Annotated in this window: 21 protein-coding genes; 11 read left to right on the top strand and 10 right to left on the bottom strand. The window is 63.7% G+C overall.

From position 1 onward, the window contains the following. Positions 1-135 precede the first annotated feature (135 nt). Positions 136-1836, top strand: a complete 1701-nt coding sequence (locus PKB_RS28810; RefSeq protein WP_052355325.1) for a filamentous hemagglutinin N-terminal domain-containing protein — start codon at positions 136-138, stop codon at positions 1834-1836. Here PKB_RS28810 and PKB_RS28805 read toward each other — a convergent pair. Next, on the bottom strand, positions 1833-2690 hold the full coding sequence (locus tag PKB_RS28805; protein WP_052355324.1) for a DUF1353 domain-containing protein: 858 nt from the start codon (positions 2688-2690) through the stop codon (positions 1833-1835). The two genes, PKB_RS28810 and PKB_RS28805, sit on opposite strands and share 4 nt — an antisense overlap. 265 nt (positions 2691-2955) lie before the next feature. Here PKB_RS28805 and PKB_RS18900 point away from each other — a divergent pair, with 265 nt between their 5' ends. Then, the gene (locus PKB_RS18900; protein WP_043253527.1) at positions 2956-7818 is read left to right on the top strand and encodes an NAD-glutamate dehydrogenase; all 4863 of its coding nucleotides are present in this window, start codon (positions 2956-2958) and stop codon (positions 7816-7818) included. A 193-nt stretch (positions 7819-8011) separates the two neighbouring features. Here the strand turns inward: PKB_RS18900 and PKB_RS18895 are convergent, their stop codons facing one another. Beyond that, positions 8012-8233 carry a hypothetical protein gene (locus tag PKB_RS18895; protein WP_043253526.1) on the bottom strand — a complete coding sequence of 74 codons (222 nt, stop codon included), beginning with the start codon at positions 8231-8233 and terminating at the stop codon, positions 8012-8014. 199 nt (positions 8234-8432) lie between these two features. Between PKB_RS18895 and PKB_RS18890 the strand changes: the two genes are divergently transcribed. Next, positions 8433-8966: a hypothetical protein gene (locus PKB_RS18890; protein ID WP_043253525.1), complete on the top strand. Its 534-nt coding sequence runs from the start codon at positions 8433-8435 to the stop codon at positions 8964-8966. Between the two features lie 234 nt (positions 8967-9200). Then, on the top strand, positions 9201-9605 hold the full coding sequence (locus tag PKB_RS18885) for a helix-turn-helix domain-containing protein (protein ID WP_084166676.1): 405 nt from the start codon (positions 9201-9203) through the stop codon (positions 9603-9605). Here PKB_RS18885 and PKB_RS18880 read toward each other — a convergent pair. Then, a complete protein-coding gene (locus tag PKB_RS18880; protein WP_084166809.1) occupies positions 9602-10459 on the bottom strand; it encodes a DUF6685 family protein in 858 nt (285 codons plus the stop codon). The genes PKB_RS18885 and PKB_RS18880 overlap by 4 nt on opposite strands. Positions 10460-10678: 219 nt before the next feature. On the opposite strand from PKB_RS18880, the gene PKB_RS18875 reads away from it, so the two are divergent. Further along, positions 10679-11710 carry a quinone-dependent dihydroorotate dehydrogenase gene (locus PKB_RS18875; RefSeq protein WP_043253523.1) on the top strand — a complete coding sequence of 344 codons (1032 nt, stop codon included), beginning with the start codon at positions 10679-10681 and terminating at the stop codon, positions 11708-11710. Positions 11711-11795: 85 nt separating this feature from the next. Here the strand turns inward: PKB_RS18875 and rmf are convergent, their stop codons facing one another. Then, positions 11796-12014: a ribosome modulation factor gene (gene rmf / locus PKB_RS29245; RefSeq protein WP_084166675.1), complete on the bottom strand. Its 219-nt coding sequence runs from the start codon at positions 12012-12014 to the stop codon at positions 11796-11798. Positions 12015-12472: 458 nt separating this feature from the next. On the opposite strand from rmf, the gene rlmKL reads away from it, so the two are divergent. Next, complete coding sequence (gene rlmKL, locus PKB_RS18870) at positions 12473-14656, top strand: bifunctional 23S rRNA (guanine(2069)-N(7))-methyltransferase RlmK/23S rRNA (guanine(2445)-N(2))-methyltransferase RlmL (RefSeq protein ID WP_043253522.1); 2184 nt, start codon at positions 12473-12475, stop codon at positions 14654-14656. Between the two features lie 21 nt (positions 14657-14677). Here the strand turns inward: rlmKL and dacB are convergent, their stop codons facing one another. Continuing rightward, positions 14678-16120, bottom strand: a complete 1443-nt coding sequence (dacB, locus tag PKB_RS18865; protein WP_043257496.1) for a D-alanyl-D-alanine carboxypeptidase/D-alanyl-D-alanine endopeptidase — start codon at positions 16118-16120, stop codon at positions 14678-14680. A gap of 252 nt (positions 16121-16372) precedes the next feature. Here dacB and PKB_RS18860 point away from each other — a divergent pair, with 252 nt between their 5' ends. The 3 genes from PKB_RS18860 (at position 16373) to PKB_RS18850 (ending at position 21500) form a co-directional block, all read left to right on the top strand. Then, positions 16373-16717 (top strand): YggL 50S ribosome-binding family protein, encoded by a 345-nt coding sequence (locus PKB_RS18860; protein WP_043253521.1) that lies wholly within the window; start codon positions 16373-16375, stop codon positions 16715-16717. A gap of 443 nt (positions 16718-17160) precedes the next feature. Next, positions 17161-17787 (top strand): response regulator transcription factor, encoded by a 627-nt coding sequence (locus PKB_RS18855; protein WP_043253520.1) that lies wholly within the window; start codon positions 17161-17163, stop codon positions 17785-17787. A gap of 8 nt (positions 17788-17795) precedes the next feature. Next, positions 17796-21500, top strand: a complete 3705-nt coding sequence (locus PKB_RS18850) for a transporter substrate-binding domain-containing protein (protein WP_052355323.1) — start codon at positions 17796-17798, stop codon at positions 21498-21500. Between the two features lie 8 nt (positions 21501-21508). Here PKB_RS18850 and PKB_RS18845 read toward each other — a convergent pair whose 3' ends face one another. The 5 genes from PKB_RS18845 to PKB_RS18825 all read right to left on the bottom strand — a co-directional run bounded on the left by PKB_RS18845 (position 21509) and on the right by PKB_RS18825 (position 25203). Further along, positions 21509-22840 (bottom strand): deoxyguanosinetriphosphate triphosphohydrolase, encoded by a 1332-nt coding sequence (locus tag PKB_RS18845; protein WP_043253519.1) that lies wholly within the window; start codon positions 22838-22840, stop codon positions 21509-21511. A gap of 68 nt (positions 22841-22908) precedes the next feature. Further along, on the bottom strand, positions 22909-24069 hold the full coding sequence (locus tag PKB_RS18840; protein WP_043253518.1) for an EAL domain-containing protein: 1161 nt from the start codon (positions 24067-24069) through the stop codon (positions 22909-22911). 88 nt (positions 24070-24157) lie between these two features. Then, positions 24158-24499 (bottom strand): hypothetical protein, encoded by a 342-nt coding sequence (locus tag PKB_RS18835; protein ID WP_043253517.1) that lies wholly within the window; start codon positions 24497-24499, stop codon positions 24158-24160. Further along, positions 24496-24882 (bottom strand): phage holin family protein, encoded by a 387-nt coding sequence (locus PKB_RS18830; protein ID WP_043253516.1) that lies wholly within the window; start codon positions 24880-24882, stop codon positions 24496-24498. The genes PKB_RS18835 and PKB_RS18830 overlap by 4 nt, the downstream gene beginning before the upstream one ends. 3 nt (positions 24883-24885) lie before the next feature. Next, a complete protein-coding gene (locus tag PKB_RS18825; protein WP_043253515.1) occupies positions 24886-25203 on the bottom strand; it encodes an ElaB/YgaM/YqjD family protein in 318 nt (105 codons plus the stop codon). 213 nt (positions 25204-25416) lie between these two features. On the opposite strand from PKB_RS18825, the gene PKB_RS29650 reads away from it, so the two are divergent. Together PKB_RS29650 and PKB_RS18820 are read left to right on the top strand one after the other, a co-directional pair. Further along, positions 25417-25641: a hypothetical protein gene (locus PKB_RS29650; protein WP_156958046.1), complete on the top strand. Its 225-nt coding sequence runs from the start codon at positions 25417-25419 to the stop codon at positions 25639-25641. After that, a complete protein-coding gene (locus tag PKB_RS18820; RefSeq protein ID WP_043253514.1) occupies positions 25625-26833 on the top strand; it encodes an ammonium transporter in 1209 nt (402 codons plus the stop codon). The genes PKB_RS29650 and PKB_RS18820 overlap by 17 nt, the downstream gene beginning before the upstream one ends. Positions 26834-26938 lie beyond the last annotated feature (105 nt).

The raw sequence follows: 26938 nt of genomic DNA, 5'->3' as shown, positions 1-26938 counted from the left end.
CGGCAGTAAGGCGCCTACAGCGTCGTGAGCTGTTTCCTGGCGAAGGAACGAGATCGATCCGATGGGGCGAAGGCGCACTTCCGAGGAACCCCGGCACTAGCTTGGATAGCTCCTCAAACCCAAGGAGCCAACCCCATGCCTTGCTTCCGTCCCACTCATCCTGCCGTCGTCTGCAGCCTGCTGTTCCTGCTCCAATCCGCCGCCGACGCTGCGGCGCTCGGCCTCGATTCCGGCAGCAACGCCGGGCTTGGCCAGGCGGGGAACGGCGTCCCCGTGGTCAACATCGCCACACCCGACGCCAATGGCCTTTCGCACAACAGGTTCAGCCAGTACAACGTCGGCCGCGAAGGCCTGATCCTCAATAACGCCGGTGGCGCGGTGCAAACCCAGCTCGGCGGCGTCATCGGCGGCAATCCCAACCTCGCTGGCGGGGCTGCGCGGCGGATTCTCAACGAAGTCACTGGCGGCAGCCGCTCGCAACTGCGCGGCTACACCGAAGTGGCCGGGCAGGGCGCCCAGGTGATCGTGGCCAACCCCAACGGCATCACTTGTAACGGCTGTGGCTTCATCAACACGCCGCGCGCGACCTTGACCACCGGCAAGCCGCTGTTCGATGGCGAGCGCCTGCAGGGGTACGACGTCGACGCGGGCGACATCCTCGTCGAGGGCGCCGGGCTCGACGCGCGTGGCGTCGAGCAGTTCGAGCTGATCACGCGCAGCGCGACCCTGAATGCCGCACTGCATGCCCGGCAACTCGACGTCGTGGTCGGACGCAACCGCGTGGATGCCGACAGCCTGTCGACCCGCGCCAAGGAGTCCGATGGCAGCGCGCAGCCTCGGCTGGCCATCGACAGCTCGGCACTGGGCGGCATGTACGCCAACAGCATCCGCCTGGTCGGCACCGAACAGGGCGTCGGGGTAAAACTGGCCGGTGAACTGGCAGCCAGTGCCGGCGACATTCGTATCGACAGCAACGGCCGCCTGGAGCTGGCCCGCCTGCGTGCCGCAGGTTATACGGAGCTGAACGTAGCGAGCGACCTGCGCAATGGCGGCAGCCTGGAGAGCGACGGTCGCCTGTCGATGCGGGTAGGCGGAAGCCTGGACAACCGCGGCGGGCAGATTCGCGTCCGTGGCCGCGAGGGCGTCAGCGAAATTCATGTTGGCGGGCTGCTGGACAACAGCTCCGGCTACATCGAAAGCGCGGCCCGCGACCTCGACCTGCGCAGCGGCCAACTGCTCAACGCCGGCGGCACGATCAGCCATGGTGGCACCGGCGCCTTCGGCATCGACCTGGTGCAACTGGGGCTGGCCGGCGGGCGTTTCGTCACTCGCTCCAGCCTGACGGTGAAGCGCGACCATTGGGTCAACCACAGCCAGTTGCAGGCGCGTGATCTGTACCTGGATGTCGGTCGTCTGGAGCAGGGCAAGGCCGGCAAGCTCATCGCCACAGGCAACCTGCAGGGGCGCGGCGGCGATTGGCGCAATGACGGACAGATCGTCAGCGACGGCAACTTCGAGTTGCGCCTGGATGGGCACTACAGCGGCTTCGGCCGGCTGATGAGCCAGGAGCGTTTCGAGCTGAGCGCGGGCTCCCTGGCGCTGAACCAGGGCGCGATCCTCGACGGCGGTTCGACCACGCTCATCGACGTACGTGGCGAACTGAGCAACCAGGGCACGCTGACCGCCTGGGGCGAGCTGTGGCTCAGTGCAGGGAGCCTGGTCAATCGTGGCGTGCTGGGGAGCCACGAACGGGTCTACCTGAACGTGGGGCAGCTGGATAACGACGGCGGGGAGATTTTCGGTCTGCCCGGACGGCGTGAGCGCGTCGAACTCTAGGTCAAAGTGAATAGCGGCGGCGCCTTCAGGGCGCCGTCCTGCTTGCAAGGGATCGCCGTCAGGCAGTTCAGCGTGCTGTCGGGGTTATCCAGCCCACGGGTTTCCCTGGCGCCGCCGTGCACCACGGCGAGGAAATACAGCCAGGCCAGCGGGCGCGGTATGCCCGATTCCAGCAGCATGCGGTGGAACAGGCGGTCCGCCAGTTCCTTGCGCACCGGCGCGACATTCAGGAACTGGTAGAGCGCGTCGTGCACCAGGCTCGCGTGGTGCGCCACCGGCCAGAACACCTCTTTCGACTCCACCCGGCCATTGCGGATGAACTGCACGTTCTCCCGGTGTTCCCACCAGTCCGGCGTGCCGATGATCGCCAGCCAATAGAAGGGAATCTTCGGCGAGCAGCCGTCCCAGGCGTAGGTGCGCGGACGGTCGAAGTGATAGCTGACCTCGCCGCGCTCCGGGGCAACGCTGGAATGACCCGGATTGACGATGATCCGCCCGTCGTGGATCACCAGCCACTCGCTATAGAAGAAGCGCTCGCGAAGCTCGGCGCATTCCACCGTCAGCGGATAGTCGATGTAGTTCACCCAGGGGCCAGGCCGGTCGCGGCCGCAGAAGCCCCAATGATCGACCGACTGCTGGCGCGCCTTGCGGATGCGCTGCAGGCGTTCGCAACGACCCACCCAGTGCGGCAGGGCTACTCCCAGGTAGACCGGCAAGGCTGCGACGCCCAGGAAGCCAAGCAGTTCGGGCTGGAAGCGCCAGGCGAGCGCCAGCAGGACGATACCGAGCAGGGTAACCAGCAGGTGGGGCAAGCGTGGCAGCAACGGCCGCCGCAGCGGTGGAGCGATGTCCATGGAGTCCGTTCCGTGGTGACAAGGTGTGATGATAGCGCCTGGCCATCTTGCACGGTAGTTCCACTCACCTGCATGGCGTTGAACGAATATGTCGCACCCCGATAAGCCCTTCCGCCATCGACCTCGTTAAGCTCGACGGGCCACGCTGACCGGCCGGTCGCGGTCGTCTGCTGGCGTCACACTGCCCAACTGTCCTGTGACCTCCCTAGTGCGAATAAGCGATCTACGCTGAAAGCCAACAAAACGAGCCAAGCGGAGTACAACCATGGCGTTCTTCACCGCGGCCAGCAAAGCCGATTTCCAGCAGCAACTGCAATCGGCCCTGGCTCAGCACGTCAGCGACAAGGTGCTGCCACAAGTAGCCCTGTTCGCTGAACAGTTCTTCGGTCTCATCTCCCTCGACGAATTGACCCAGCGCCGGTTGTCCGACCTGGTCGGTTGCACCCTGTCTTCCTGGCGCCTGCTGGAGCGCTTCGACGCCGCCGCGCCGGAAGTGCAGGTATACAACCCCGATTACGAAAAGCATGGCTGGCAGTCCACCCACACCGCCGTGCAGGTGCTGCACCCGGACCAGCCGTTCCTGGTCGACTCGGTGCGCATGGAACTGAACCGCCGCGGCTATAGCATCCACAACCTGCAGACCACCGTGGTCAGCGTGCGCCGCAACGCCAAGGGCGAGCTGCAGGAGCTGCTGCCCAAGGGCACCTCCGGCAAGGACGTGCTCCATGAGTCGCTGATGTACCTGGAGATCGACCGTGCCTCCCACGTCGGCGAGCTGCGCACCCTGGAGAAGTCGCTGCTGGAAGTGCTCAGCGAAGTGCGCCTGGCGGTCGCCGACTTCCCCGCCATGCGCGGCAAGGCCCAGGAAGTCCTGGCCTGGCTCGGCAAGTCGAAGTCCAAGGCGCGCGCCGAAGAAACCGCCGAAGTCCGCGCCTTCCTCGAATGGCTGCTGGACAACCATTTCACCTTCCTCGGCTATGAAGAATTCACCGTCGAGGAAGACGAGGACGGCGGCTACGTCGTCTACGACGAGAAGTCCTTACTCGGCGTGACCAAGCTGCAGCGTGCGGGCCTGAGCAAGGAAGAACTACACATCGAGGACTACGCGGTGGCCTACCTGCGCGAGCCGCTGCTGCTGTCCTTCGCCAAGGCCTCGCACCCCAGTCGCGTGCATCGCCCGGCCTACCCGGACTACGTGTCGATCCGCGAGATCGACGCCAAGGGCAAGGTCCTGCGCGAGTTCCGCTTCATGGGCCTGTTCACCTCATCGGTGTACAACGAAAGCGTCAGCCAGATCCCGTCGATCCGTGGCAAGGTCGCCGAAGTCGAGCGTCGTTCCGGCTTCGACGCCAACGGCCACCTCGGCAAGGAACTGGCCCAGGTGCTCGAAGTGCTGCCGCGCGACGACCTGTTCCAGACACCGGTGGATGAACTGTTCAGCACCGCCATGTCCATCGTGCAGATCCAGGAACGCAACAAGATTCGCCTGTTCCTGCGCAAGGACCCGTACGGCCGCTTCTGCTACTGCCTGGCTTACGTGCCGCGCGACATCTATTCCACCGAGACGCGGATCAAGATCGAGCAGGTCCTGCGCGACCGCCTGAAGGCCAGCGACGCGGAGTTCTGGACCTTCTTCTCCGAGTCGACCTTGGCCCGCGTGCAGTTCATCCTGCGCGTCGACCCGAAGACCCGCATCGACCTCGATCCCAAGCGGCTCGAAGAGGAAGCCATCCAGGCCTGCCGTTCCTGGCAGGACGACTACGCCGCGCTGGTGGTGGAGAACTTCGGCGAAGGCCAGGGCACCAACATCCTCGAGGACTTCCCGAAAGGCTTCCCGGCTGGTTACCGCGAGCGCTTCGCCGCGCATTTCGCGGTGGTCGACCTGCAGCACCTGCTCAGCCTGTCGGATAGCCGTCCGCTGGTGATGAGCTTCTACCAGCCGCTGGCGCAGAGCGAACAGCAGCTGCACTGCAAGCTCTACCACGCCGACGCTCCGCTGGCGCTGTCCGACGTCCTGCCGATCCTGGAGAACCTCGGCCTGCGCGTGCTCGGCGAGTTCCCCTATCACCTGCGCCATGCCAATGGCCGCGAGTACTGGATCCACGACTTCGCCTTCACCTACGCCGAAGGCCTGGACGTGAACATCCAGGAGCTCAACGAGACCCTGCAGGATGCCTTCGTCCACATCGTCAACGGCGACGCCGAGAACGATGCGTTCAACCGCCTGGTACTGACCGCCGGCCTGCCGTGGCGCGACGTAGCGCTGCTGCGTGCCTACGCCCGCTACCTCAAGCAGATCCGCCTGGGCTTCGACCTCGGCTACATCGCCAGCGCCCTGAACGCCCACGTGGACATCGCCCGCGAACTGGTGCGCCTGTTCAAGACCCGCTTCTACCTGGCGCGCAAGCTCACCACCGAGGACCTCGAAGACAAGCAGCAGAAGCTGGAACAAGCGATCCTCGCGGCGCTGGACAACGTCCAGGTGCTCAACGAAGACCGCATCCTGCGGCGCTACCTGGACCTGATCAAGGCGACCCTGCGTACCAACTTCTACCAGCCGGATGCAGCCGGGCAGAACAAGAGCTACTTCAGCTTCAAGTTCAATCCCAAGGCCATTCCGGAAATCCCCCGGCCGACGCCGAAGTTCGAAATCTTCGTCTACTGCCCGCGGGTGGAAGGCGTGCACCTGCGCTTCGGCGACGTGGCCCGTGGCGGCCTGCGCTGGTCCGACCGCGAGGAAGACTACCGCACCGAAGTGCTGGGCCTGGTGAAGGCGCAGCAGGTGAAGAACGCAGTGATCGTGCCCACGGGCGCCAAGGGCGGCTTCATCCCGCGCCGGCTGCCGCTGGGTGGCAGTCGCGATGAGATCCAGAACGAGGCGATCGCCTGCTACCGCATCTTCATTTCCGGCCTGCTGGACGTCACCGACAACATCAAGGAAGGCCAGATCGTCCCGCCGGCCAACGTGGTACGCCACGATCCGGACGATCCCTACCTGGTGGTGGCGGCGGACAAGGGCACCGCGACCTTCTCCGACATCGCCAACGGCATCTCCGCCGAATACAACTTCTGGCTGGGCGACGCCTTCGCCTCCGGTGGTTCGGCCGGCTACGACCACAAGGGCATGGGCATCACTGCCCGTGGCGGCTGGGTATCGGTGCAGCGGCACTTCCGCGAGCGCGGCATCGACGTGCAGAAAGACAGCATCACCGTCATCGGCATTGGCGACATGGCCGGCGACGTGTTCGGCAACGGCCTGCTGATGTCCGACAAGCTGCAACTGGTGGCAGCCTTCAACCACCTGCACATCTTCCTCGACCCGAACCCGGACCCGGCAGCCAGCTTCGCCGAGCGCCAGCGCCTGTTCAACCTGCCGCGCTCGGCCTGGTCGGACTATGACGCCAAGCTGATCTCCGCCGGCGGCGGCATCTTCCCGCGCAGCGCCAAGAGCATCACGCTGAGCCCGGAAGTGCGCGAGCGCTTCGACATCCAGGCCGAACGCCTGACTCCCACCGAGCTGATCAACGCACTGCTCAAGGCGCCAGTCGACCTGCTGTGGAACGGCGGCATCGGCACCTACGTGAAGTCGAGCAAGGAAAGCCACGCCGATGTCGGTGACAAGGCCAACGACGCCCTGCGCGTGGACGGTCGCGAGCTGCGCGTGAAGGTAGTGGGCGAGGGCGGCAACCTGGGCATCACCCAGCTCGGCCGTGTCGAGTTCGGCTTGAACGGCGGCGCCTGCAACACCGACTTCATCGACAACGCCGGTGGTGTGGACTGCTCCGACCATGAGGTCAACATCAAGATCCTGCTCAACGAAGTGGTGGCCGCCGGCGACATGACCGGCAAGCAGCGCAACAGCCTGCTCGCCGAGATGACCGAGCAGGTCGGCGACCTTGTGCTGGGCAACAACTACAAGCAGACCCAGGCGCTGTCCCTGGCCGAGCGCCGCGCCCGCGAGCGCATCGCCGAGTACAAACGGCTGATGAACGACCTGGAAGGCCGCGGCAAGCTCGACCGCGCGCTGGAGTTCCTGCCTACCGACGAGGCCCTGGCCGAGCGTATCGCCGCCGGACAGGGGCTGACCCGTGCGGAGCTTTCCGTGCTGATCTCCTGGAGCAAGATCGACCTGAAGGAACAGCTGCTGGGTTCGCTAGTACCGGACGACGATTACCTCACCCGCGACATGGAGACTGCCTTCCCGCAGACCCTGGTCGACAAGTTCGGCCAGGCCATGCGCAAGCACCGCCTGAAACGCGAGATCGTCAGCACCCAGATCGCCAACGACCTGATCAACCACATGGGCATCACCTTCGTGCAGCGCCTGAAGGAGTCCACCGGCATGACCCCGGCGAACGTCGCCGGCGCCTATGTGATCGTCCGCGACGTGTTCCACCTGCCGCACTGGTTCCGCCAGATCGAACAACTCGACTACCAGGTGCCGGCCGAAGTCCAGCTGACCCTGATGGATGAACTGATGCGCCTGGGCCGCCGCGCCACCCGCTGGTTCCTGCGCAGCCGCCGCAACGAGCAGGACGCGGCTCGCGACGTCGCTCACTTTGGCCCGCGGATCGCTGCCCTGGGGCTCAAGCTCGACGAGTTGCTCGAAGGGCCGACCCGCGAGCTGTGGCAGGCCCGCTATCAGGCCTATGTCGATGCCGGCGTGCCGGAGCTTCTGGCACGCATGGTCGCTGGCACCAGCCATCTCTACACCCTGCTGCCGATCATCGAGGCGGCGGACGTCACCGGCCGCGACCCGGCCGACGTGGCGCGCGCCTACTTCGCCATCGGCAGCGAGCTGGAGCTGACCTGGTACCTGCAGCAGATCAGCAACCTGCCGGTGGAGAACAACTGGCAGGCGCTGGCCCGCGAGGCTTTCCGCGACGATCTGGACTGGCAGCAGCGGGCGATCACCGTGTCGGTCCTGCAGATGCAGGACGGCCCGGCGGACATGGCTGAGCGGGTGGACCTGTGGATTGCGCAGCATCGACCGCTGGTCGAGCGCTGGCGCGCCATGCTGGTCGAACTTCGCGCCTCGACCGGTACCGACTACGCCATGTACGCGGTCGCCAATCGCGAGCTGCTCGATCTTGCCCAGAGCAGCCAGCACGGCGCAGGTAATTCCTGATGCCTGCAGGCTGAACCGAGCATGAACCACTGGCCCCGCTTGTAGCGGGGCCTTTTTTTAACGAGAGGGAAAAGTCTGGCGGTACCGAGGAGGCTGGGGCGTTAAGGCCTCACGCAACGGCTCCGGCGCAAGACCAAGCCTGACGGGCTGGTCTGACGGCCTGGTGGTCAGGCCGGAAAGCGAGGTTCGTGCGTCAGCTGCCGGCGCCATCGCTGTGATGTTGCTCGGTCAGCGCGCGGCGATAGCGAGCATAGAGGTCGCTGTTCATGTCGCTGGCGCTGAGCGCCTTGAGCGCGAAGGCTTTGACTTCGGCTTCGCTGTAGACGTGCTGCGGTTCGCTGCTGGCGGGGCGTTCGGCACATCCCATGAGAAGTACGGGCACGGCCAGCAACAGGCTGTAAACGGATTTGCGCATGATGGGTTCACCCGGGGCTGTGGGAGCGGGGATGTGGAAAGGCTAAAGGCGGTGCCGCATCCTGAGAAATCATCCCGGTCAATAGTCGTTATCGTTCGAGCGATTCCGACAGTCATTTCCTACAGAAGTTTCTGAGCGGAAAAACGCCGCGAATCCGGCTATGCTCCGCGCCCTCGTCATCTGCAACAGGACCGCGTCCATGAAAGAGCAACTCGCCGAACTTCTCACCCTCATCAGCTCCGGTTGCATGGGCGAGGAGGAAATCGGGCAGATCGCCGACGAGGCAGCGCAGGCCTACGCCGATCCGCAGGCTTTCCTGGCAGCCAATCCGGACATCAACTACGACGACAGCTTCCCCATCCCGCTGGGCGAATGGGTGGTGGTCGGCAGCCTGCCGGACATCGTGCTGTTCCAGGCAGACAGCTATATGGAACTGTTCGAGAACATCCGCGCCTCGTTCGACAAGAGCGTCAACTTCGTGCTGCAGCCCAAGCAGCTGCAAAAGGCCGATGCGCTGACGGCGCTCAATCGTATCCAGGTACAACTGAGCGCGCTCTATCCGGAAAAGGGCGGCTACGTCCTGCTGGACTTCAGTGAGCCGCTGGACGACGAACTTCAGGCGGTGCTCGTCTACCGCAACGACCTGGAGCGGGTCATGCAACTGTGCGTGGAAATCGGCATTCCGGCCGAGCCTGCGTACGAAAGCCTGAAGAACGCCGAGCAGGAAGACTGATCGGCCGATCTGCCCGCTACCACATCCATCGCTGCTCACGGCCGGGCGGCTCATCCAGGCGGATGTAGTCCTTTTCCTCCTTAAGCTTGGGAAATCAGGAAGTTTCCCCCGGCCGGTAGCATCCTGCACCATGTCCGCCGCTTTCAGATCCGCGTCAAAACGTTGATTTGATTAGCAAAAACGCCCTAATCCATAGGGTTTTGGCGATATCGATTAGCCGGACATGGATGACAGATGATGAAAAACTTCCTCTTTACCCCCGCTCAGCGGCTGCGTGGCCTGCGTGAACTGATGGGGCTGAGTCGGCGGGAACTGGCCGAAGCCGTCGGGATGAAGGCGAAAAGCATCGAGAACATCGAACTCGGCCTGCAACGCATGCATGACGAGGACTTCCAGAAGATCTGCAGCGTCTATCCGCAGTTCGTCCGCTGGATCGCCTATGAGGGGCCGCTCGACACCCCAGTGGTGGACTGGAAGATTGCCGATTCGGCACAGCGCGCGGCCGTCTACCTCGTGCAGCAGAACCCCGAGCTGCTGCAGAACAGCGAAATAAGCCTGGAGGAATGGCGTGAGCGCCATCGCGACGTTCTGGCGCATCTGGACGAAGAGGGGCAGGCGTCCGAAGAAGACGAGGCCTAACCCGCAGCGTGCTGTCGCAGATAGGCGACCATGTCCGGTGCGCCTATTTCGCGCAATCCTTCACCGAAAATCCTGGCTTGCGGGTGATCCTTGGGTAGCAGCAGGCTTTCCGGAGTCTCGCTGTTGAACAGGCCGAAGCGGGCGTAGGGGAGACCGGTGTCGAGCAGCAGGCCCATGAAGCCGGCGTCGCTCCACGCCTGGGTGGGGATGGCGAGCATGTGGAAGCGCTCGTCGAGGTCGCGCAGCGCATCCGGCAGCAGGCTGAAATGTTCGATCTTCGCCGGCAGGGTGATCTCCAGCCCGCGTCGCCGCGCATAGACGATGGCGCTGGCCAGTTCACAGGCTTGGTTGTCATCTTCCCAGAACAGCCTCGCGCCATGCCAGTCAGCCTGGCGCAGGCGAAGCGTTTCGCTCTTGCGCTCGTAGCCCGGCAACGCCAGGCCGAGCACCCGGCTGAAGTCGTTGTAGCTGATGATCCGTACGCGCTTGCAGGCATCGCTGGCCGCGAGCGCTTCGAAGTCCGGCAATTGGCTGTCGGCAAGCACACCGCGCACGCAGAGGCCATCGATCAGTCGCAAGTCCAGGCTGGGCAGGCTCTCGCTGCGGCGGCCAACAAGTTTCTTCAGGACCGCATGGACTCGCGCCTTGTCCTCCTGCACCGGACCGGAGAGTGCGCCGCGTGGAAGGTCGATCAGGCGATAGAGCGGTGCTCCCGATTGCCAGCCGATTCCGCCGGCGGAGCGTTGCGGAGCTTCGAAACAAAGCGCCAGGGCCCTGGTGCGTTCCGGCACCTTGTGCGCATCGGCGGCGCCCAGCCCCAGACGTTGGGCTATGGCGGCGAGGCGCTGGCTCATACTGCGGCTCTGGCTCATGTGCGGCTTGAAGTTCCTGGTGCCTGGCAAACAGCCCTAAGCATAGGTAAACCCGCGAGGGTTGCGCTGGCGGACCGCGACAATTTTGCTTCCTCCCTGATGGAACTGCTCCTTGGCCGGCCGTGTGGCGTGCTGGCGCCTCGCGCCGAACAAGGCTGGCCGGCTATACTACGGCCCCATTTTGCCGACCGATGCCCGACCATGTATAGCCTGGCCCGCGAACTGCTGTTCAAACTGTCCCCGGAAACCTCTCACGAGCTTTCCATCGACCTGATCGGCGCTGGCGGCCGCCTCGGCCTGAATAGCCTGCTGTGCAAGGCGCCGGCCAGCTTGCCGGTGGAGGTCATGGGGCTGCGCTTCCCCAATCCGGTCGGGCTGGCCGCCGGCCTGGACAAGAACGGCGACGCCATCGACGGATTCGGCCAACTGGGCTTCGGTTTCATCGAGATCGGCACTGTCACGCCACGTCCGCAGCCGGGCAATCCCAAACCGCGTCTGTTCCGCCTGCCGCAAGCCACGGCGATCATCAACCGCATGGGTTTCAACAACCACGGCGTCGATCATCTGATCGAGCGGGTGAAGGCGGCCAAGTACAGCGGCGTTCTGGGCATCAATATCGGCAAGAACTTCGATACGCCGGTCGAGCGCGCCGTGGACGACTACCTGATCTGCCTGGACAAGGTTTACGCCCATGCCAGCTACATCACCGTCAACGTCAGCTCGCCCAATACCCCGGGGCTACGCAGCCTGCAGTTTGGCGATTCGCTGAAGCAGCTGCTCGATGCCCTGCGCCAGCGCCAGGAGGCCCTGACCGGCCAGCACGGTCGCCGCGTGCCGCTGGCAATCAAGATCGCGCCGGACATGACCGACGAGGAAACCGCGATGGTCGCCGCGGCGTTGCTGGAGGCGGGCATGGATGCGGTTATCGCGACCAACACCACCCTTGGCCGCGAAGGCGTTGAGTCGCTGCCGTTTGGCAACGAAGCGGGCGGACTTTCGGGCGCGCCGGTGCGCGAGAAGAGCACTCACGTGGTCAAGGTGCTGGCGGGTGAGCTGGGCGGGCGCCTGCCGATCATCGCTGCCGGCGGTATCACCGAAGGCGCTCACGCGGCAGAGAAGATCGCTGCGGGGGCGAGCCTGGTGCAGATCTATTCGGGGTTCATCTACAAGGGGCCGGCGCTGATCCGCGAGGCAGTGGACGCCATTGCCGAGGCGCGTCGCGCGGGCCAATAAATAAAAAGGGCTCCTTTCGGAGCCCTTGGGCTTTCGCCCTGCCGCCCGGATGGGACGGCCTTGAGGAAATCGGTGTGATCCTTGGTCAGCTGCCGGCGTGTTGAATTTGATTCAGACGTTGAAGACCGGCAGTGCCGGTGAGGCCATCCCAGTTGTCACCGCGCCCTTCTCGCCAGCCATTGAGCCAGGATTGACGGGTGGTGGGATGGGTAAACGGACAGAGGTCGCGGGATTTGCCGCTGATGCCGTACTGATAACCGCGTAAAAAGGCTCTTTCCAACGGATCACGCTTAAGTCTTCTCATAGGGTGTTGCCCTCACTTGTTGACTGTTATGTCCCGTTGGCCCCCCAGGGAGGCCAGGCGGAAGGTTTCCGCCTATGGGGTCTGTTGCCGGCGTGACTGACCCCGCCCGACACCTTTGCGGCGACGGGTTAAGCTGAGTTCTAAACCAAGGCGTCAGGCACTGTGAACAACCGTTTTGTCATAAGGACGTAACTCTTCTGGGGTTCAGGCCATAAGTTTTCCCGGCCTGAAAACCGTTCGCCGGACGGCAGGCCTGCCAGGCTGCGGGTTTGCTCGGAGTGGTAAATGAATATGTCGGTAGTTGAGAGAAACTCTCATCCCGACGAATGGGCCTCGTGTTGCGGCCTTGGGTCGCAGCGTTGTGGAAGGCTTTGGTATTTAGGGTGTCCGTGGTGCGACCACGGATGCGAGGGGCCGCAGGCGGTCCCGCTGAAAAGGGCTTCGGCTCGGGAAATCTTATGGCGGAACAATACGAACTCTTCCTTACCTGTCCCAAGGGGCTCGACGGTCTGCTGCTCGACGAGGCACAGGCGCTGGGCCTGCAGGACGCACGTGCGCAGGTGTCCGCCGTGCGCGGCAGCGGCGACCTGGAAACGGCCTACCGGCTGTGTCTCTGGTCGCGCCTGGCCAACCGGGTGCTGCTGGTGCTTTCGCGCTTCCCGGTGGCGAATGCCGAGGACCTCTACTTCGGCGTGCGCGCGGTCGACTGGAAGGAGCATCTGGATGCCGGCGGCAGCCTTGCCGTGGAGTTCAGCGGCAAGGGCTCGGGTATCGACAACACCCACTTCGGCGCGCTCAAGGTGAAAGATGCCATTGTCGACAACCTGCGCGCCGAGTTCGGCAAGCGGCCGACGGTAGACAAGGTCAACCCGGACATCCGCGTCCACCTGCACCTGGATCGCGGCCAGGCGGTGCTGTCCCTCGACCTCTCCGGGCACAGCCTGCACCAGCGCGGTTACCGTCTGCAGCAGGGCGCCGCGCCGCTGAAGGAAAACCTCGCCGCGGCTGTCCTGATCCGTGCCGGTTGGCCGAAGATCGCTGCAGAAGGCGGTGCATTGTCCGACCCTATGTGCGGTGTCGGCACCTTCCTGATCGAGGCCGGACTGATGGCGGCGGACGTCGCGCCAAACCTCAAGCGCGAGCGCTGGGGCTTCGACCGTTGGCTGGGCCATGTCCCGGCGATCTGGCGCAAGCTGATGAGCGATGCCGAGGCGCGCGCCGCGGCCGGCCTGGCCCGCACGCCGCTGTGGATTCGCGGCTACGAGGCCGATCCGCGACTGATCCAGCCCGCACGCAACAACATCGAGCGCGCCGGACTGGGCGAGTGGGTGAAGATCTACCAGGGCGAACTGGCTACCTTCGAGCCGCGCCCGGACAAGGGCCAGAAGGGCCTGATCATCTGCAACCCGCCCTACGGCGAGCGCCTGGGCGACGAAGCCAGCCTGCTCTATCTCTATCAGCACCTGGGCGAACGCCTGCGCCAGAGCTGCATGGGCTGGAGTGCCGGGGTGTTCACCGGCGCGCCGGAACTGGGCAAGCGCATGGGCATCCGCAGTCACAAGCAGTACGCGTTCTTCAACGGCGCCTTGCCCTGCAAGCTGATCATGCTGGACGTCGACCCGCGCCAGTTCGTGACCGGCGACCGGAGCGAACGCAGCGAGCCGGCGGCGCCCCAGGGCACCGCAGTGATCGAGCAGGCGCGCCTGAGCGAAGGCGGCCAGATGTTCGCCAATCGCCTGCAGAAGAACCTCAAGCAACTGGGCAAGTGGGCCAAGCGCGAGAAGATCGAGTGCTATCGCCTGTATGACGCCGACATGCCCGAGTACGCACTGGCCGTCGACCTCTACCGCGACTGGGCCCACGTGCAGGAATACGCAGCGCCAAAGTCCATAGACCCGGCCAAGGCTCAGGCCCGCCTGCTCGACGCGCTGGCGGCGCTGCCACAGGCGCTGGCGATTCCCAGCGAGCGCATCGTCATCAAGCGGCGTGAGCGCCAGGCCGGCAAGAAGCAGTACGAGCGGCAGAATGCCGAAGGCCGCTTCATGGAAGTGGAAGAGGGTGGCGTCAAGTTGCTGGTCAACCTGACTGATTACCTCGATACCGGCCTGTTCCTCGATCACCGCCCGATGCGCCTGCGCATCCAGCGCGAGTCGGCGGGCAAGCGTTTCCTCAACCTGTTCTGCTACACCGCGACGGCTACAGTGCATGCGGCCAAGGGCGGTGCGCGTAGCACCACCAGCGTCGACCTGTCGAAGACTTATCTGGACTGGGCGCGACGCAATCTGTCGCTGAACGGTTTCTCCGACAAGCAGAAGCTGGTGCAGAGCGATGTGATGGAGTGGCTGCGTGAGGATCGGGGCGAGTACGAGCTGATCTTCATCGACCCGCCGACCTTCTCCAACTCCAAACGCATGGAGGGGGTGTTCGACGTGCAGCGCGATCATGTCGAGCTGATAGACCTGGCGATGACTCGCCTGGCCAAGGGCGGTGTGCTGTATTTCTCCAACAACTTCCGCAAGTTCGAGCTGGATGCCGGGCTGGTCGCCCGTTACCAGGTCGAGGACATCAGCGCGCAGACCCTGGACCAGGACTTCGCGCGCAATCAGAAGATCCACCGCGCCTGGCGCATCAGCGCCCGCTGATGCGCCCGAAACCCGCGGCCGTCATTGGTCGCGGGTAGAGGCGTAGAGGTCGAGCAGCACCTGGTCGAGGATCGACGAAGCGCCCCAGGGACGGTTGCTGTTGAGGATCGCCACCACCACCCAGTTATTGCCCTTGGCGTCGCGGCTGAAGCCAGCCAGGGCGCGCACCGTGTTGAGGGTGCCGGTCTTGACGTGGGCCTCGCCGGTCATGGGCGTGTGTTTCAGGCGCTTGTGCATGGTGCCGTCGACGCCAACGATCGGTAGCGAGGAGATGTATTCCGCCGCGTAGGGGCTATGCCAGGCCGCCTGCAGCATGGCGGCCATCTCGCGGGCACTGACCCGCTCGTCACGCGACAGGCCGGAGCCGTTCTCCATCACCAGGTGAGTGGCGGTGATGCCTTTACGCGCCAGCCATTGGCGGATTACGCGTTGCGCTGCCTTGCCATCGTCACCGTCGGCGCTGGTGCGGTTCTGCGCGCCAATGCTCAGGAAGACCTGCCGCGCCATGGTGTTGTTGCTGTACTTGTTGATGTCGCGAATGATCTCGACGGTGTCCGGCGACATGGCTCGGGACAGAACGGTAGCGTTCTTCGGCACGCTGCCCTGGCGGTCGCGACCGGCAATGCTGCCGCCCAGCTCCTGCCAGATGCCTCGCACGGCGCCGGCGGTGAAGGCCGGGTGGTCGAGCAGCGACATGTAGGTCTGTGCGCTGCAACCGCGCGGAATCTCGCCGCCGGCGGCGAGTACGGTGCCGTCCGGGCGCGTTTCCGGGATGAAGCGCAGCTTCGGCCAGGCCGGGCAATTGGCCGGGGCGGTGATCTTGATCGTGTTCTCGATGCGAACGTTGGCCAGCGGTGGGTCCATCGTCACAGTCGCTTGGTTGCTTTCGCCACGGACCACCAGGCGCACGCTCTTCAGGTTGACCATGGCCGCGTCGGGGCCGACCAGGAACGGCTTGTTGTCGTCGTTGCCGTCGTCGTTGAACACCGGCAGCTGCGGCTGGACGAAGTAGCTGTTGTCGACGATCAGATCGCCGGTGACCTTGAGCACGCCGTTGGCGCGCAGGTCGCGCATCATCAGCCAGAGCTTCTCCAGGTTCAGTTTCGGATCGCCGCCGCCCTTGAGGTAGAGGTTGCCGTTGAGCACACCGTCGCTGAGTTTGCCGTCGGTGAGAAACTCGGTCTTCCACTGGTACGTCGGGCCGAGTAGCTCAAGTGCCGCGTAGGTGGTGAAGAGCTTCATGGTCGAAGCCGGATTCACCGAGACGTCGGCATTGAAATAGGTGGGAACGCCCGGTCCGTCCAGCGGAATCTTCACCAGGGACAGGGAATTGTTATCGAGCTTGCTGGCCTTGAGGGCTTTTTCGACTCGCGGCGGCAGGCTGGTGTTGATCGGAGCGGCCAGGGTCGGCACGGCGAATGGCAGCAGAGCGGCGAGGGCAAGAACACGCACGGATTTGAACATGATCAAGGGTGAAATCCCGGGTCTGGGCATTGAACTGAATGGGTGAAGATAAAAACAAACGCTGAAAATGCGATTCCGCGAAGAGGCGAGGGAAGCGCTGGCGCATTATGCCGTAAGCCGCTTCCGGATGCGCTGGGCTTTCTTTCCTGGATGTCATGGGAGCGGCGCTGGGTTGTTGCTAAAGTGCCTTTCTTATTCCCTGCAGCGCAAATGAGTGCGCGGGGCAGCATTCGATCCGAGGAGAACCGTCAAATGGCCAGCAATCGTTCACGTCGCTTGCGCAAGAAACTCTGTGTCGATGAATTCCAGGAGCTTGGATTCGAGCTGAGCCTGCAGTATCGCGACGAGTTGGACGCACCGGCGAAGCAGGCGTTCCTGGGGCAGTTCCTCCAACAGGCGATCACCGGCAATGGCCTGGCTTTCACTGGTGTGGAGGATTTCGGTTTTGTCTGCCTGGCGCGTCGTGGCTCGGTTAGCGAGGAGCAGCGCGGTGCGGTAGAGGGGTGGCTGGCGAAGAGTTCCGAATTGAGCGGATTCTCGGTCAGTCCGCTGCAGGATGCCTGGTACCCGGATCAGCCCATTCATTCGCCATCCTGATCTTACCTCGCCGGGCGCTTTCCATGGCCCGGCGTCTCTGGCGCGGGTTGCTGTCAGGCAATGAACCGCGCGCCCTGAAGAGCACTGTCCCCTCCCGGAACTCTTCTTATCGTCCGAGTCTTCTCTACTGGGGAAATGCATAAGGTGTAGGACATTCCGCACGTAATCTCTCGAGAGACTGGTGGCCGATTGGAATGTCTGCTGATTCGTTATCAATGAGTACCTTTTCAGCGCGGCTTGCAATGGGCAGCCTGGGTACCAATTGAAGTCATTGAGTGAGCTGTAGAGGCCTTCTGAGAGTGGATTCTGTATGTTGCGTAGGAATTTGATAGTGCATTTGTAGGAAACTACTTAATGCGCGGAAATGCGCCGTTCCTGATCTCGACAGCCCATCCTAGGGCGATATCTTACGCCAGCCCCACAATCGGAGCAGGAACGTAAGTATGAGCAAGGTGCTGATTGTCGATGATCATCCCGTTATCCGCATGGCGATGCGCGTACTGCTGGAGAAGGACGGACATACCATCCTCGGCGAGACCGACAATGGCGTCGATGCCTTGTCCGTTGCCAGGGAGTTGTTGCCGGAACTGGTAGTTCTGGATATCGGAATTCCCAAACTTGATGGTCTGGAGGTCATCAGTCGCCTGACTGCGCTTGGATTGTCGATGAAGATTCTCGTGCTGACCGGGCAGAACGCCTCTCTCTTCGCCATGCGCTGCATGCAGGCCGGAGCCTCCGGCTTCGTCTGCAAACAAGGTGGCCTGGGTGAACTGGTCAACGCGGTAAATGCGGTGGCGGCAGGGTATAGCTACTTCCCGAGCATCGCGGTGCGTCCCTCGCGGAAGAACATGGGGGCGGTGGATGACGCTGAACTCATACGCCGGCTGTCCGACCGCGAAATGTCTGTTCTGCAATATCTGGCCAATGGCTTCACGAACAAGGACATCGCGGAGCAGATGTTCATCAGCAACAAGACCGTCAGTACGTACAAGACACGTCTCTTGCTCAAGTTGAATGCGCACAGCTTGGTGGACCTGATCGACTTCGCCAAGCGCAACGCCCTGGTCTGATGCCTGGAATGAGCGCTTGGCTCAAGCATCTGCTGGCCGCCATTGCCTTAACAAGTGTGCCCTGGGCATCGGGCCACGCTGACGATCTGGCAGTGGATCGGCCCGCGCAGGTGTTGAGCCTTTTGGCGCGGGCTGGTACCGAAAGGGTCCAGGTCGACCTTCCCGAATCCAATTGGCAATGGTTGCGGCAAAAGCGGGTGCTGGTTGTAGGTGTCATCGCGCCAGACTATCCGCCGTTGGACATCACCCGCAGCGGTATCGATCTGGAGGGCGTGACGGCAGACGTGCTCGGGATGCTGAGCGATGCGCTGAACATCAGAGTCGAGGTTCGCAGGTTTGCATCTCGCACCCTGGCGATCGAGGCACTGCGTAGCCGAGAGATCGACCTGCTTGGCCGAGCCAGTAATTTCGAGATGGAAACGCCAGGCCTGCTGTTGTCGAACCCCTATCTCAGCAATCAGCCGATCATTGTCGGGCCGCAGCGACTGCGTCTGCAGGGTGATGACCCACTGGCCGGCAAGCGCGTGGCGGTCGCAGCCGATTACCTGTCGCCGGATGAGCTCGACCAGCACTACGCGCACGCTGAAGTCGTGCAGTTCGACTCCGCGCGGCGAGCCCTGGAGTCCGTCGCTCTGGGGCAGGCGGACGCTTATGTCGGCGATGCCTTGAGTGCCCAGTACCTGATCAGCCAGAACTATCTGGTAAACCTCAGGCTGCTCAACTTCGCGGACTTCGATAGAGCCGGGTTCAGCTTTGCGGCAAGGGATGAAGCGGGTCCGCTCCTCGAGATCATCAACAAGGCTCTGGACAGCATCAATCCCCAGCAGCAAGTGGCGCTGCAGAAACGCTGGAGTGCCGGCGGTGTCTTCGCGATGTCGCAGCATCGTCTCGCACTCACCCCTCAAGAGCAGCGCTGGCTGGAAAGAAACCCGCGGCTGCGACTGGGAGTCGACCCATCCCTGGCGCCCTTGACGTTCCTCGATGAGCAGGGAAACTTCCGCGGGATTGCGGCCGACCTGCTTGAGCTGATCGAGGCCCGAACCGGGCTGCATTTCGAAGTGCGACCCAATCGTTCTCTGAGCGACCTGGAGACTGAGCTGCATCGAGGAGAGGTGGATGCCTTGGTGGCGATGCCGCTTTCCCGAGGGCGAGAAGCACAGATGGAATTCACTCGCCCATACCTGAGTACGTCGGTCGTTGTGGTATCGCACAAAGTCAGTGATTGGCTGCACACCACCGACGACCTGGATGGCAAGCGTGTGGCCATCGTCAACGGTAGTGTCGTGGCACCCTACATGCGGGCCAAATACCCGCGGGCGCACCTGGTCCCACTCGACAGCATCGGTGAGACGCTGCCCATGCTTCAGGACGGTCGGGTGGATGTGGCGCTGCAACCCATGCTGACCGCCACCTATCAGGTCGGTCGCTACTATCGAGACCTGCGCCTTGCTGCCACGTTGGACCTGGAGCCCATCTCGTTTTCCTTCGCGGTAGCACGTGGACAACCCGAACTACTAAGCATCCTCAACAAGGCGATCCTGGCGATCTCACCCGAGGATATGGCGGCGATCATAAGCCGCTGGTCGGCGACTGGTGCCGCACCCGAGAGCATTTGGGGCGGCTACCGCGAGCAGTTCTACTGGCTGCTCTGGGGAGCGCTGACCTTGCTGCTGCTGTTCCTGTTATGGAACCGTTATCTAGTGGCCAAGGTGCGCTACCGCGAGCGCGCCAAGCTGGAGCTCGAGGATCGCCTCGAGTTCAAACGCGTTCTAATTGATGCGATCCCTCAGCCTGTTTCGGTTAGAGATGCCGATGGGCGCCTGCTGACGTGCAACCGGGCGTTCCTCCAGGCCATAGGCATTGCGCGCGAAGAAGTGCAGAACACGCGATTGACCGAGTGCGGCTGGATGCCGGCAGGGCAGTCGGAGCAACTGCATCAGGAATACCTCCAGGTCATGGCGGATGGACAACCCCATGCAGGCGACCGGGTGGTACAGATCAATGGCGAATTGCGGCGGATCTTTCACTGGGTCACGCCGTACAAGTTACGCACGGGCAAGGTAAAGGGTCTGGTTTGTGGCTGGGTCGACGTCACTGATCGCGAACGGCTCAACCAGCAGTTAGCAATTGCCAAGGAACAGGCCGAGGCCGCCAGCCGGGCGAAAAGTACGTTCCTGGCGACCATGAGCCATGAGATCCGTACGCCGATGAATGCGGTGATCGGCATGCTGGAGCTGGCGTTGGTCCGTTCGAATTGTGGCGACTGTGGTGAGCAGGACCCCATCCGCGTCGCGTACGATTCGGCCCGATCGTTGCTGCTGCTTATCGGCGACATCCTCGACGTGGCGAAGATCGAGTCTGGTCGGCTGAGTCTTTTGCCTGAGCGGGCCAGACTAGGTGAGCTGATCGAGTCGGTCGTGCGCGTCTTCGATGGCCTGGCGCGGCAGAAGGGGCTGCTGCTCAAGCTTGAGCTGGAAGAGGAGGCTGCCTGCGAGGTGCTGCTAGATCCGCTGCGCTTCAAGCAGATTCTCTCCAACCTGGTAAGCAATGCGATCAAGTTCACCGAGCGTGGTTACGTCCGCATTCATGTAACCGGCGAGCAACTGCCGGGGCGTCGGATGGACTTGAATCTTTGCGTGGAAGACAGCGGCATCGGAATTTCCGGTAGTGACCAGAAGCTATTGTTCGAGCCGTTCAGTCAGGTGCCTGGAAGCGCCGGGGCGAGCGCCGGCGGAACCGGTCTTGGCCTGAACATCTGTCTCAAGCTGACCGAGATGATGGGGGGAACGCTGCGGCTGGTCAGTACGCCTGGCGTTGGAACGCAGGTGTGGGTCAGATTGGCGGTGCAGGTGCTCGAGCCTATTGAGGTGCAGAAGGAACTGTTCGCACCGCCGGAGCGTCTTGCGCAAGTGCCGCTGCGCGTTCTGATCGTCGATGACCATGCGCCCAATCGCATGTTGCTGGTTCAGCAGTTGCAGCATCTCGGCCATCACGTAGCGATGGCGGCCGATGGCGAAGAGGCGCTGCGGCTTTGGCGTCCGAGCGGGTTCGACCTGATCGTCACGGACTGCAACATGCCGAAGCTCAATGGTTACGACCTGTCCCGGCGAATTCGTGAGCTGGAGCACGAGGCCGGTGTGGAACGCATGGCGATCCTGGGTTTCACGGCCAACGCACAGCCAGACGAGGTTGCCCGCTGCAAAGCCGCCGGCATGGACGACTGCCTGTTCAAGCCGATCGGTCTCGATCAACTGCGTCAGCATCTGCAGCGGTTGCAGCTAGCCCTGCGGAGCCAGCTTGTGGATGAAGTGTCCCCAACAGCTTGGGAACCCGCGGAGATCCAGTGCCTGAGTAAATTGTCGGGGGACGACCCCGTGCTCATTCGCAAGCTGGTCGACGAGCTGATCGCCAGCAACGCTGCCGATGCGGAGCAGCTGGAACTCGCGTTGCTCGCTGGTGATCGCCTGCAGCTGGGCGAGTTGGCGCATCGCATCAAGGGCGCGGCGAGGATGGTCGAGGCGGATGACCTGCGGGAGTGTTGCGTCACGCTGGAGGAGTCCTGCTCCGGCTGCGCGGAGCAGGACCTGCTGAAGCACAACGTGCAGCGGGTGGTACAGGCGCTCGAGCTTCTGCAGGAGCGCCTGCTCGATCATCGCCAGCGGTTCACGGGTCGTACCGCGAGCACCATCGACGACGAAGCGTCCAAGGAGTGAGGTCGTCGTCAGACCGGGCTTGAACGCCCGGTCATCTCCCTTGCCATTTCAGTGGCGTAGCTGTCGGTCATTCCGGCGATGAAATCGATCACCCGCAGGAAGGACCTGTATAGCGGCCACTGCGGATCGGGTGCGTTGTGCCCGAGCAGGTCGAGGATGCGCTGATTCTTGAACGAAGGCGTGCGTCCGCCGTGTTGTTCCAGGGCAGCGCCGCAGAACGAATTGAGGAGGATTTCCAGGGTGGTGTACGCGCCTATCTCGTGCAGCGTCTTGCGCTTGTCCTGGAAGATCTTTTCCCGCGCCAAAGCCTTGGCCCTTTGCACACAACGCTTGGCCGGGCTGCTCATGTGCTCGACCAGGTCGCCTTCGAGGCTGCCGGCGAGCAAACGTTGCTTCTGCTCGACGAAGGCCCGCGCGGCGGCGTTGCTCAGGTGCTCGATGGCTTTGCCGCGAAGGATCGCCAGCTTGCGCCGGCGCGAGTCGCTGGGGCCGAGCTGGCGGTAGGTTTCCGGCAGGTCGTCGCCGACCAGGTCGAGCAGCAGCGCTTCCACCTCCGGGTAATCGAGCAGCTCCATTTCCAGACCGTCTTCGAGGTCGATCAGGCCGTAGCAGATGTCGTCGGCGGCCTCCATCAGGTAGACCAGGGGATGCCGCGCCCAACGCTCGTTCTCCAGCTTCGGCATGCCCAGTTTCGCGGTGATCTGCTCGAGCAGCGGCAGCTCGCTCTGGTAGCAGCCGAATTTGTGCTTTTTGTAGCCGAGCGATTCTGCGTGGCGAGCCGTCCAGGGATATTTCAGGTAGCAGCCGAGGGTCGCGTAGGTCAGGCGCATGCCGCCGTCGAACTGGTGGTATTCCAGTTGGGTGAGTACGCGGAAGCCCTGGGCGTTACCTTCGAAGTGCAGGAAGTCGGCGCGCTCGTCGCTGTCCATGTCGTCCAGCCAGCCGCGCCCGGCGGCTTGCTGGAACCAGTGACGGATGGCGTCTTCGCCGGAGTGGCCGAAAGGCGGGTTGCCGATGTCGTGGGCCAGGCACGCCGACTGCACGATCACCCCTAGGTCGCTCGGGTCGCACCATTCCGGGAGCTCGTCGCGGAGCATCTCGCCCACGCGCATGCCGAGCGAGCGGCCGACGCAGCCTACCTCCAGGGAATGCGTCAGGCGCGTATGGATGTGATCGTTGCTGGATACGGGGTGGACCTGGGTCTTGCGTCCCAGGCGCCGGAAGGCGCCGGAGAAGATGATGCGGTCGTGGTCCTTGTGGAAGGCGCTGCGGCCAAGTTCCGCGCTGCTGTGCACGGATTTGCCGAGGCGCTCGCGGGGAAGCAGGGTATGCCAGTCCATTCGCTCGTCCGGTTGCTCGAGGGATGCGGCCACGCTACCCCCTGCGCGCGGCAATCTCAATCGTTGCGTCAGAGGCCTTCGGCGTCTATGTCGATCAGCAGCAGGCGGTTGTGTTCGATGAACAGCCCGGCAGTCATGCAGTACTGGTTCGAGGTCGCATCGCGGTAGGTGTTCGACAGGGTCAGGCGGCGTTCTTCCCAGCCTTCGGCAAGCAGTTGGTAGAAGTACGGGCGCCATGACCAGTTGTGGCCGAGGTAGCGGCGGTCCTCTTTCCAGAACAAGCCGTTCCACTCCAGGTTTGGCGAGATCTGCGTGCCGTGGCGGTCGCACTGGTAGATGCGCAGCAGACGCGGGAAGCCTTCCGGAGCGGGAAGGCTGCTGAGCATCGCGCCACTTTCGGCCCAGGGGCGCAGGTTGCTGATCAGCTCGGCGAGTTGGCGGCGCAGCTGGATCAGCCCGGCGCGCTCCTGCAGTTTGCGCCGCACATAGCGGTCGCGCAGCTTGCCGAACGTCTCCAGGTAGGCATCGCTGGCCGGGAACTCCAGGGCGGGCTTGGCGAACAGGAATCCCTGCACGAAGCGCGCGCCGCACTCCAGGGCGAAGTCCATTTCGTCTTCGGTTTCGACGCCCTCGGCGATGATCCAGCAGCCGGTCTTTTCCGCCATCTGTGCCAGGGCCTTGACCACTTCGCCGCTGGGGCCGCCGCGTGCAGCCTGCTGGAACAGGCGCATGTCCAGCTTGAGGATGTCCGGTTGCAGGGTGAGCACGCGGTCGAGCTGCGAATAGCCCGCGCCGAAATCGTCGATGGCGACGCGCGCGCCGGCCTGGCGATAACGTGCGACCACTTCCGGCAGGCGCAGGTAGCCGCCGCTGAGTTCGGTGATCTCGAACACCACGCGGCGCGGATCGACACCGTGTTGCTGCAGTTGACGCAGGCTTGGCAGCGGCTGGTTGGGACGCAGGCGGCCGACCCAGCGCGGCGAGATATTCAGGCTGAGGAACCAGTCCTTCGGCGCCTGGTGCAGTCGTGCCAGGGCATCGTCGCGGATCTGCCGGTCGAGGCGGCGCAGGGCGGCGGGGGAGACTTTTGGGTCGACGAACAGCGGTCCTACGGAAACCAGCCGGCCATCATCCAGGCGCAGCCTGCCGAGGGCCTCGACGCCGGCGATCAGGCCGGTCGCGGTGTCGATGAAGGGCTGGAAGTAGGCGATCGGTTGCCCGTCGATCAAGGGACACATCCTTAGTGGTAGGTGGCGGAGGAGGTGGCGCGCACCTCCCGTTAGCCCTCTTTTGAAGCAAGAATGTAGCCAGGGTGCCTCAAGGGGCTTTTTCGTCGCCGGATTCGGAGCGATTTCGCGATCGCGCTTCGAGCAGCAGCGGGATCAACAGAAGGCCCAGACGCAGCATTCGTCGCAGGCGTCGATTGCGCCCCAACACCAGCGCGAGGAGCCCGGCGCCACCGGCTGCCCATAGCGGCGCGCTGGCCGGGAGCTGTCGGCGCAGACCCTCACCCATCTCGCGCACGTGCTGTAGCGGCTGCATCAGCTGGTGCATTTCCTGGCGAAGCTCCTGACGCTGCACCTCCAGGCGCAGGCGCACGATGGCCTTGCGCAACTCCTGGCGCGAAGGGCGCGCGGAGAGTCGTGGTTGTTCGCTCATCGCAGCAGATGCTCCTTGTCCCGCGCCAGTTCTTCCAGGGTCGCGCTGAACGGCGAGCTGTCGTCTTCCATCAGGCTGCGCAGGCGCAGGGCGCAGAGTGCGCCGCCGGCGCAATAGAACAGGCAAAGCCCGAGCACGGCGGCCAGCCGGTGGTCGTCCCAGAACAGTACGAGCACCAGCAGCGACAGCCCCATCAGCAAGAGCAGGGCGAAGACCAGAGCCAGGCCGGCGAACAGCAGCAGGGCCAGGGTGCGGGCTTTCTGCTCTTGCAGCTCCAGGCCGAAGAGTTCGACGTGGCCCTGCAGCAGGCCGAGGAAGGCGGTGCCGGAGCGCCGCAGGGAAGGGCCGCGGTTGGCGTCCGTGGCGTGCGGTGCGTCGCTCATGGATCAGCGCCGTCCCACCAGCAGACCGAGCAGGAAGCCGACGCCGGCTGCCAGGCCAACGGCCTGCCAGGGGTGTTCGCCTACATAGTCCTCGGTCGCGTCGACGGCGGCCTTGCCGTGCTCGCGGACGCTTTCTTGCGCGGCATCGATGCGTTCGCGTGCACGGTGGAGGCCGCTGCGCAGCTGGTCGCGCAGGCGATCGGCTTCTTCGCCGGCGAGCTCGGTGGAGGTCTGCAGCAGTTTCTCGGTGTCGGCTACCAGCGCCTGGAACTCGGCCAGCAGCGCGTCCGTGGTGGCATTCGCATTGGATTTGCGAGGCATGGGGTGTCTCCTTGTTTATTGGCCAGATGTCAGAAGTTTCGAGCCGGCGCGACCGTAGGAAGTTTCCTCGCACTGTACGGCAAAGCGGCGACGCATGTGCCTGCTCAGTGAAGACCAGTCTGCGCTGGGGCGCTTTCATTGTTGCGTGGTATGCCGCTTGCAGTGTCGTGGTGCGCGAGTCGGGCGGAGTGCCCTATCGAGGGGCGTTCAGGGATGTCCTGCTGGCGCGAAAAAACCAATCAAATAGCTGAAAGACAAGAGAAAAATCAAAAAAACCAAACACTGTCACAAGTTCCCATGACGCCTTCTGGGGCAACCTGTGGAGCCATCTCGGTGCGCTGGCGCTGCAAGCTGGTGCATTGGGTTCGGGCAGTGAGCTTTTTTGGTGCTTTTTCAGTCGAAGCCGGGACTGCCGATATCCATGGAAAACCTCAATAGCGCCGTGGCAACCCTGATCCACGGTTCCAACACCCTGTTCATCCTGATGGGCGCCGTGATGGTGCTGGCCATGCACGCCGGGTTTGCCTTCCTCGAGGTGGGCACGGTGCGTCTGAAGAACCAGGTCAATGCGCTCTCGAAGATCCTTTCGGACTTCGCCATTTCCGCCCTGGCGTACTTCTTCGTCGGCTACTGGGTGGCCTATGGCGTGGACTTCTTCAAGCCGGCTGCCGAGCTGAGCGCGGAGAACGGCTATGCGCTGGTCAAGTTCTTCTTCCTGCTGACCTTCGCCGCGGCCATCCCGGCGATCATTTCCGGTGGCATCGCCGAGCGCGCCAAGTTCGTCCCGCAGCTGTGCGCCACGGCGCTGATCGTCGGCCTGGTCTATCCCTTCTTCGAGGGCCTGGTATGGAACGGCAACCATGGCTTGCAGGAATGGCTGAAGCTGGAGTTCGGTGCGTCCTTCCATGATTTCGCCGGCTCGGTGGTGGTCCACGCCTTCGGTGGTTGGCTGGCGCTGGCCGCCGTGCTGTTGCTGGGGCCGCGCAACGGCCGCTATCGCGAGGGGCGGCTGGTGGCCTTCGCGCCTTCGAACATCCCGTTCCTGGCTTTGGGCTCGTGGATTCTCATCGTCGGCTGGTTCGGCTTCAACGTGATGAGCGCGCAGACCCTGGATCACGCCAGCGGCCTGGTGGCGGTCAACTCGCTACTGGCGATGGTCGGCGGCACCATGGCGGCGCTGCTGGTCGGTCGCAATGACCCGGGCTTCCTGCACAACGGCCCGCTGGCGGGGCTGGTGGCGGTGTGTGCCGGTTCCGACCTGATGCACCCGATTGGCGCGCTCGCCACCGGCTTGGTCGCTGGTGCCTTGTTCGTCTGGGCGTTCACTGCGGCGCAAACACGCTGGCATCTCGACGACGTACTGGGCGTGTGGCCGCTGCACGGCCTGTGCGGCGCCTGGGGCGGCATCGCCTGCGGGGTGTTTGCGCAGCCGGCGCTAGGCGGGTTGGGCGGCGTCAGCCTGGCCAGCCAGACGCTCGGCACCCTGCTCGGTGTGCTCATCGCCTTCGCGGGTGGACTCCTGGTGTATGGCGTGATCAAGAGCGTCATGGGCATTCGCCTGAGCCAGGAGGAGGAGTACTACGGCGCCGACCTGTCGATCCACAAGATCGGTGCCCTGAGCCACGACTGAGCCGCCGGCGCGTCGGTGCAGGGCCGGCGCGCAGCCTGTTTCCCCAGAGTCTGCGAAGAACCAGAAAAAAGCCCCGTCGCAACGGGGCTGAAACCAAGGGAGCGT

Source organism: Pseudomonas knackmussii B13 (genome assembly GCF_000689415.1).
Classification (GTDB): Bacteria; Pseudomonadota; Gammaproteobacteria; order Pseudomonadales; family Pseudomonadaceae; genus Pseudomonas; species Pseudomonas knackmussii.
This window is presented reverse-complemented; position numbering and strand designations above follow the sequence as displayed.

What these genes read in the sequence shown, in the direction of transcription:
- dacB (WP_043257496.1), bottom strand. Translation starts at nt 16,120, where the DNA reads ATGTTCAAATCCGTGCGTGTTCTTGCCCTCGCCGCTCTGCTGCCATTC.
- rmf (WP_084166675.1), bottom strand. Translation starts at nt 12,014, where the DNA reads ATGAGAAGACTTAAGCGTGATCCGTTGGAAAGAGCCTTTTTACGCGGT.
- PKB_RS18895 (WP_043253526.1), bottom strand. Translation starts at nt 8,233, where the DNA reads ATGCGCAAATCCGTTTACAGCCTGTTGCTGGCCGTGCCCGTACTTCTC.
- PKB_RS18880 (WP_084166809.1), bottom strand. Translation starts at nt 10,459, where the DNA reads ATGAGCCAGCGCCTCGCCGCCATAGCCCAACGTCTGGGGCTGGGCGCC.
- PKB_RS18850 (WP_052355323.1), top strand. Translation starts at nt 17,796, where the DNA reads ATGAGCGCTTGGCTCAAGCATCTGCTGGCCGCCATTGCCTTAACAAGT.
- PKB_RS18845 (WP_043253519.1), bottom strand. Translation starts at nt 22,840, where the DNA reads ATGGACTGGCATACCCTGCTTCCCCGCGAGCGCCTCGGCAAATCCGTG.
- PKB_RS18855 (WP_043253520.1), top strand. Translation starts at nt 17,161, where the DNA reads ATGAGCAAGGTGCTGATTGTCGATGATCATCCCGTTATCCGCATGGCG.
- PKB_RS18835 (WP_043253517.1), bottom strand. Translation starts at nt 24,499, where the DNA reads ATGAGCGAACAACCACGACTCTCCGCGCGCCCTTCGCGCCAGGAGTTG.
- PKB_RS18820 (WP_043253514.1), top strand. Translation starts at nt 25,625, where the DNA reads ATGGAAAACCTCAATAGCGCCGTGGCAACCCTGATCCACGGTTCCAAC.
- PKB_RS29650 (WP_156958046.1), top strand. Translation starts at nt 25,417, where the DNA reads ATGTCCTGCTGGCGCGAAAAAACCAATCAAATAGCTGAAAGACAAGAG.
- PKB_RS18900 (WP_043253527.1), top strand. Translation starts at nt 2,956, where the DNA reads ATGGCGTTCTTCACCGCGGCCAGCAAAGCCGATTTCCAGCAGCAACTG.
- PKB_RS18860 (WP_043253521.1), top strand. Translation starts at nt 16,373, where the DNA reads ATGGCCAGCAATCGTTCACGTCGCTTGCGCAAGAAACTCTGTGTCGAT.
- PKB_RS28810 (WP_052355325.1), top strand. Translation starts at nt 136, where the DNA reads ATGCCTTGCTTCCGTCCCACTCATCCTGCCGTCGTCTGCAGCCTGCTG.
- PKB_RS18885 (WP_084166676.1), top strand. Translation starts at nt 9,201, where the DNA reads ATGATGAAAAACTTCCTCTTTACCCCCGCTCAGCGGCTGCGTGGCCTG.
- PKB_RS28805 (WP_052355324.1), bottom strand. Translation starts at nt 2,690, where the DNA reads ATGGACATCGCTCCACCGCTGCGGCGGCCGTTGCTGCCACGCTTGCCC.
- PKB_RS18875 (WP_043253523.1), top strand. Translation starts at nt 10,679, where the DNA reads ATGTATAGCCTGGCCCGCGAACTGCTGTTCAAACTGTCCCCGGAAACC.
- PKB_RS18830 (WP_043253516.1), bottom strand. Translation starts at nt 24,882, where the DNA reads ATGAGCGACGCACCGCACGCCACGGACGCCAACCGCGGCCCTTCCCTG.
- rlmKL (WP_043253522.1), top strand. Translation starts at nt 12,473, where the DNA reads ATGGCGGAACAATACGAACTCTTCCTTACCTGTCCCAAGGGGCTCGAC.
- PKB_RS18890 (WP_043253525.1), top strand. Translation starts at nt 8,433, where the DNA reads ATGAAAGAGCAACTCGCCGAACTTCTCACCCTCATCAGCTCCGGTTGC.
- PKB_RS18825 (WP_043253515.1), bottom strand. Translation starts at nt 25,203, where the DNA reads ATGCCTCGCAAATCCAATGCGAATGCCACCACGGACGCGCTGCTGGCC.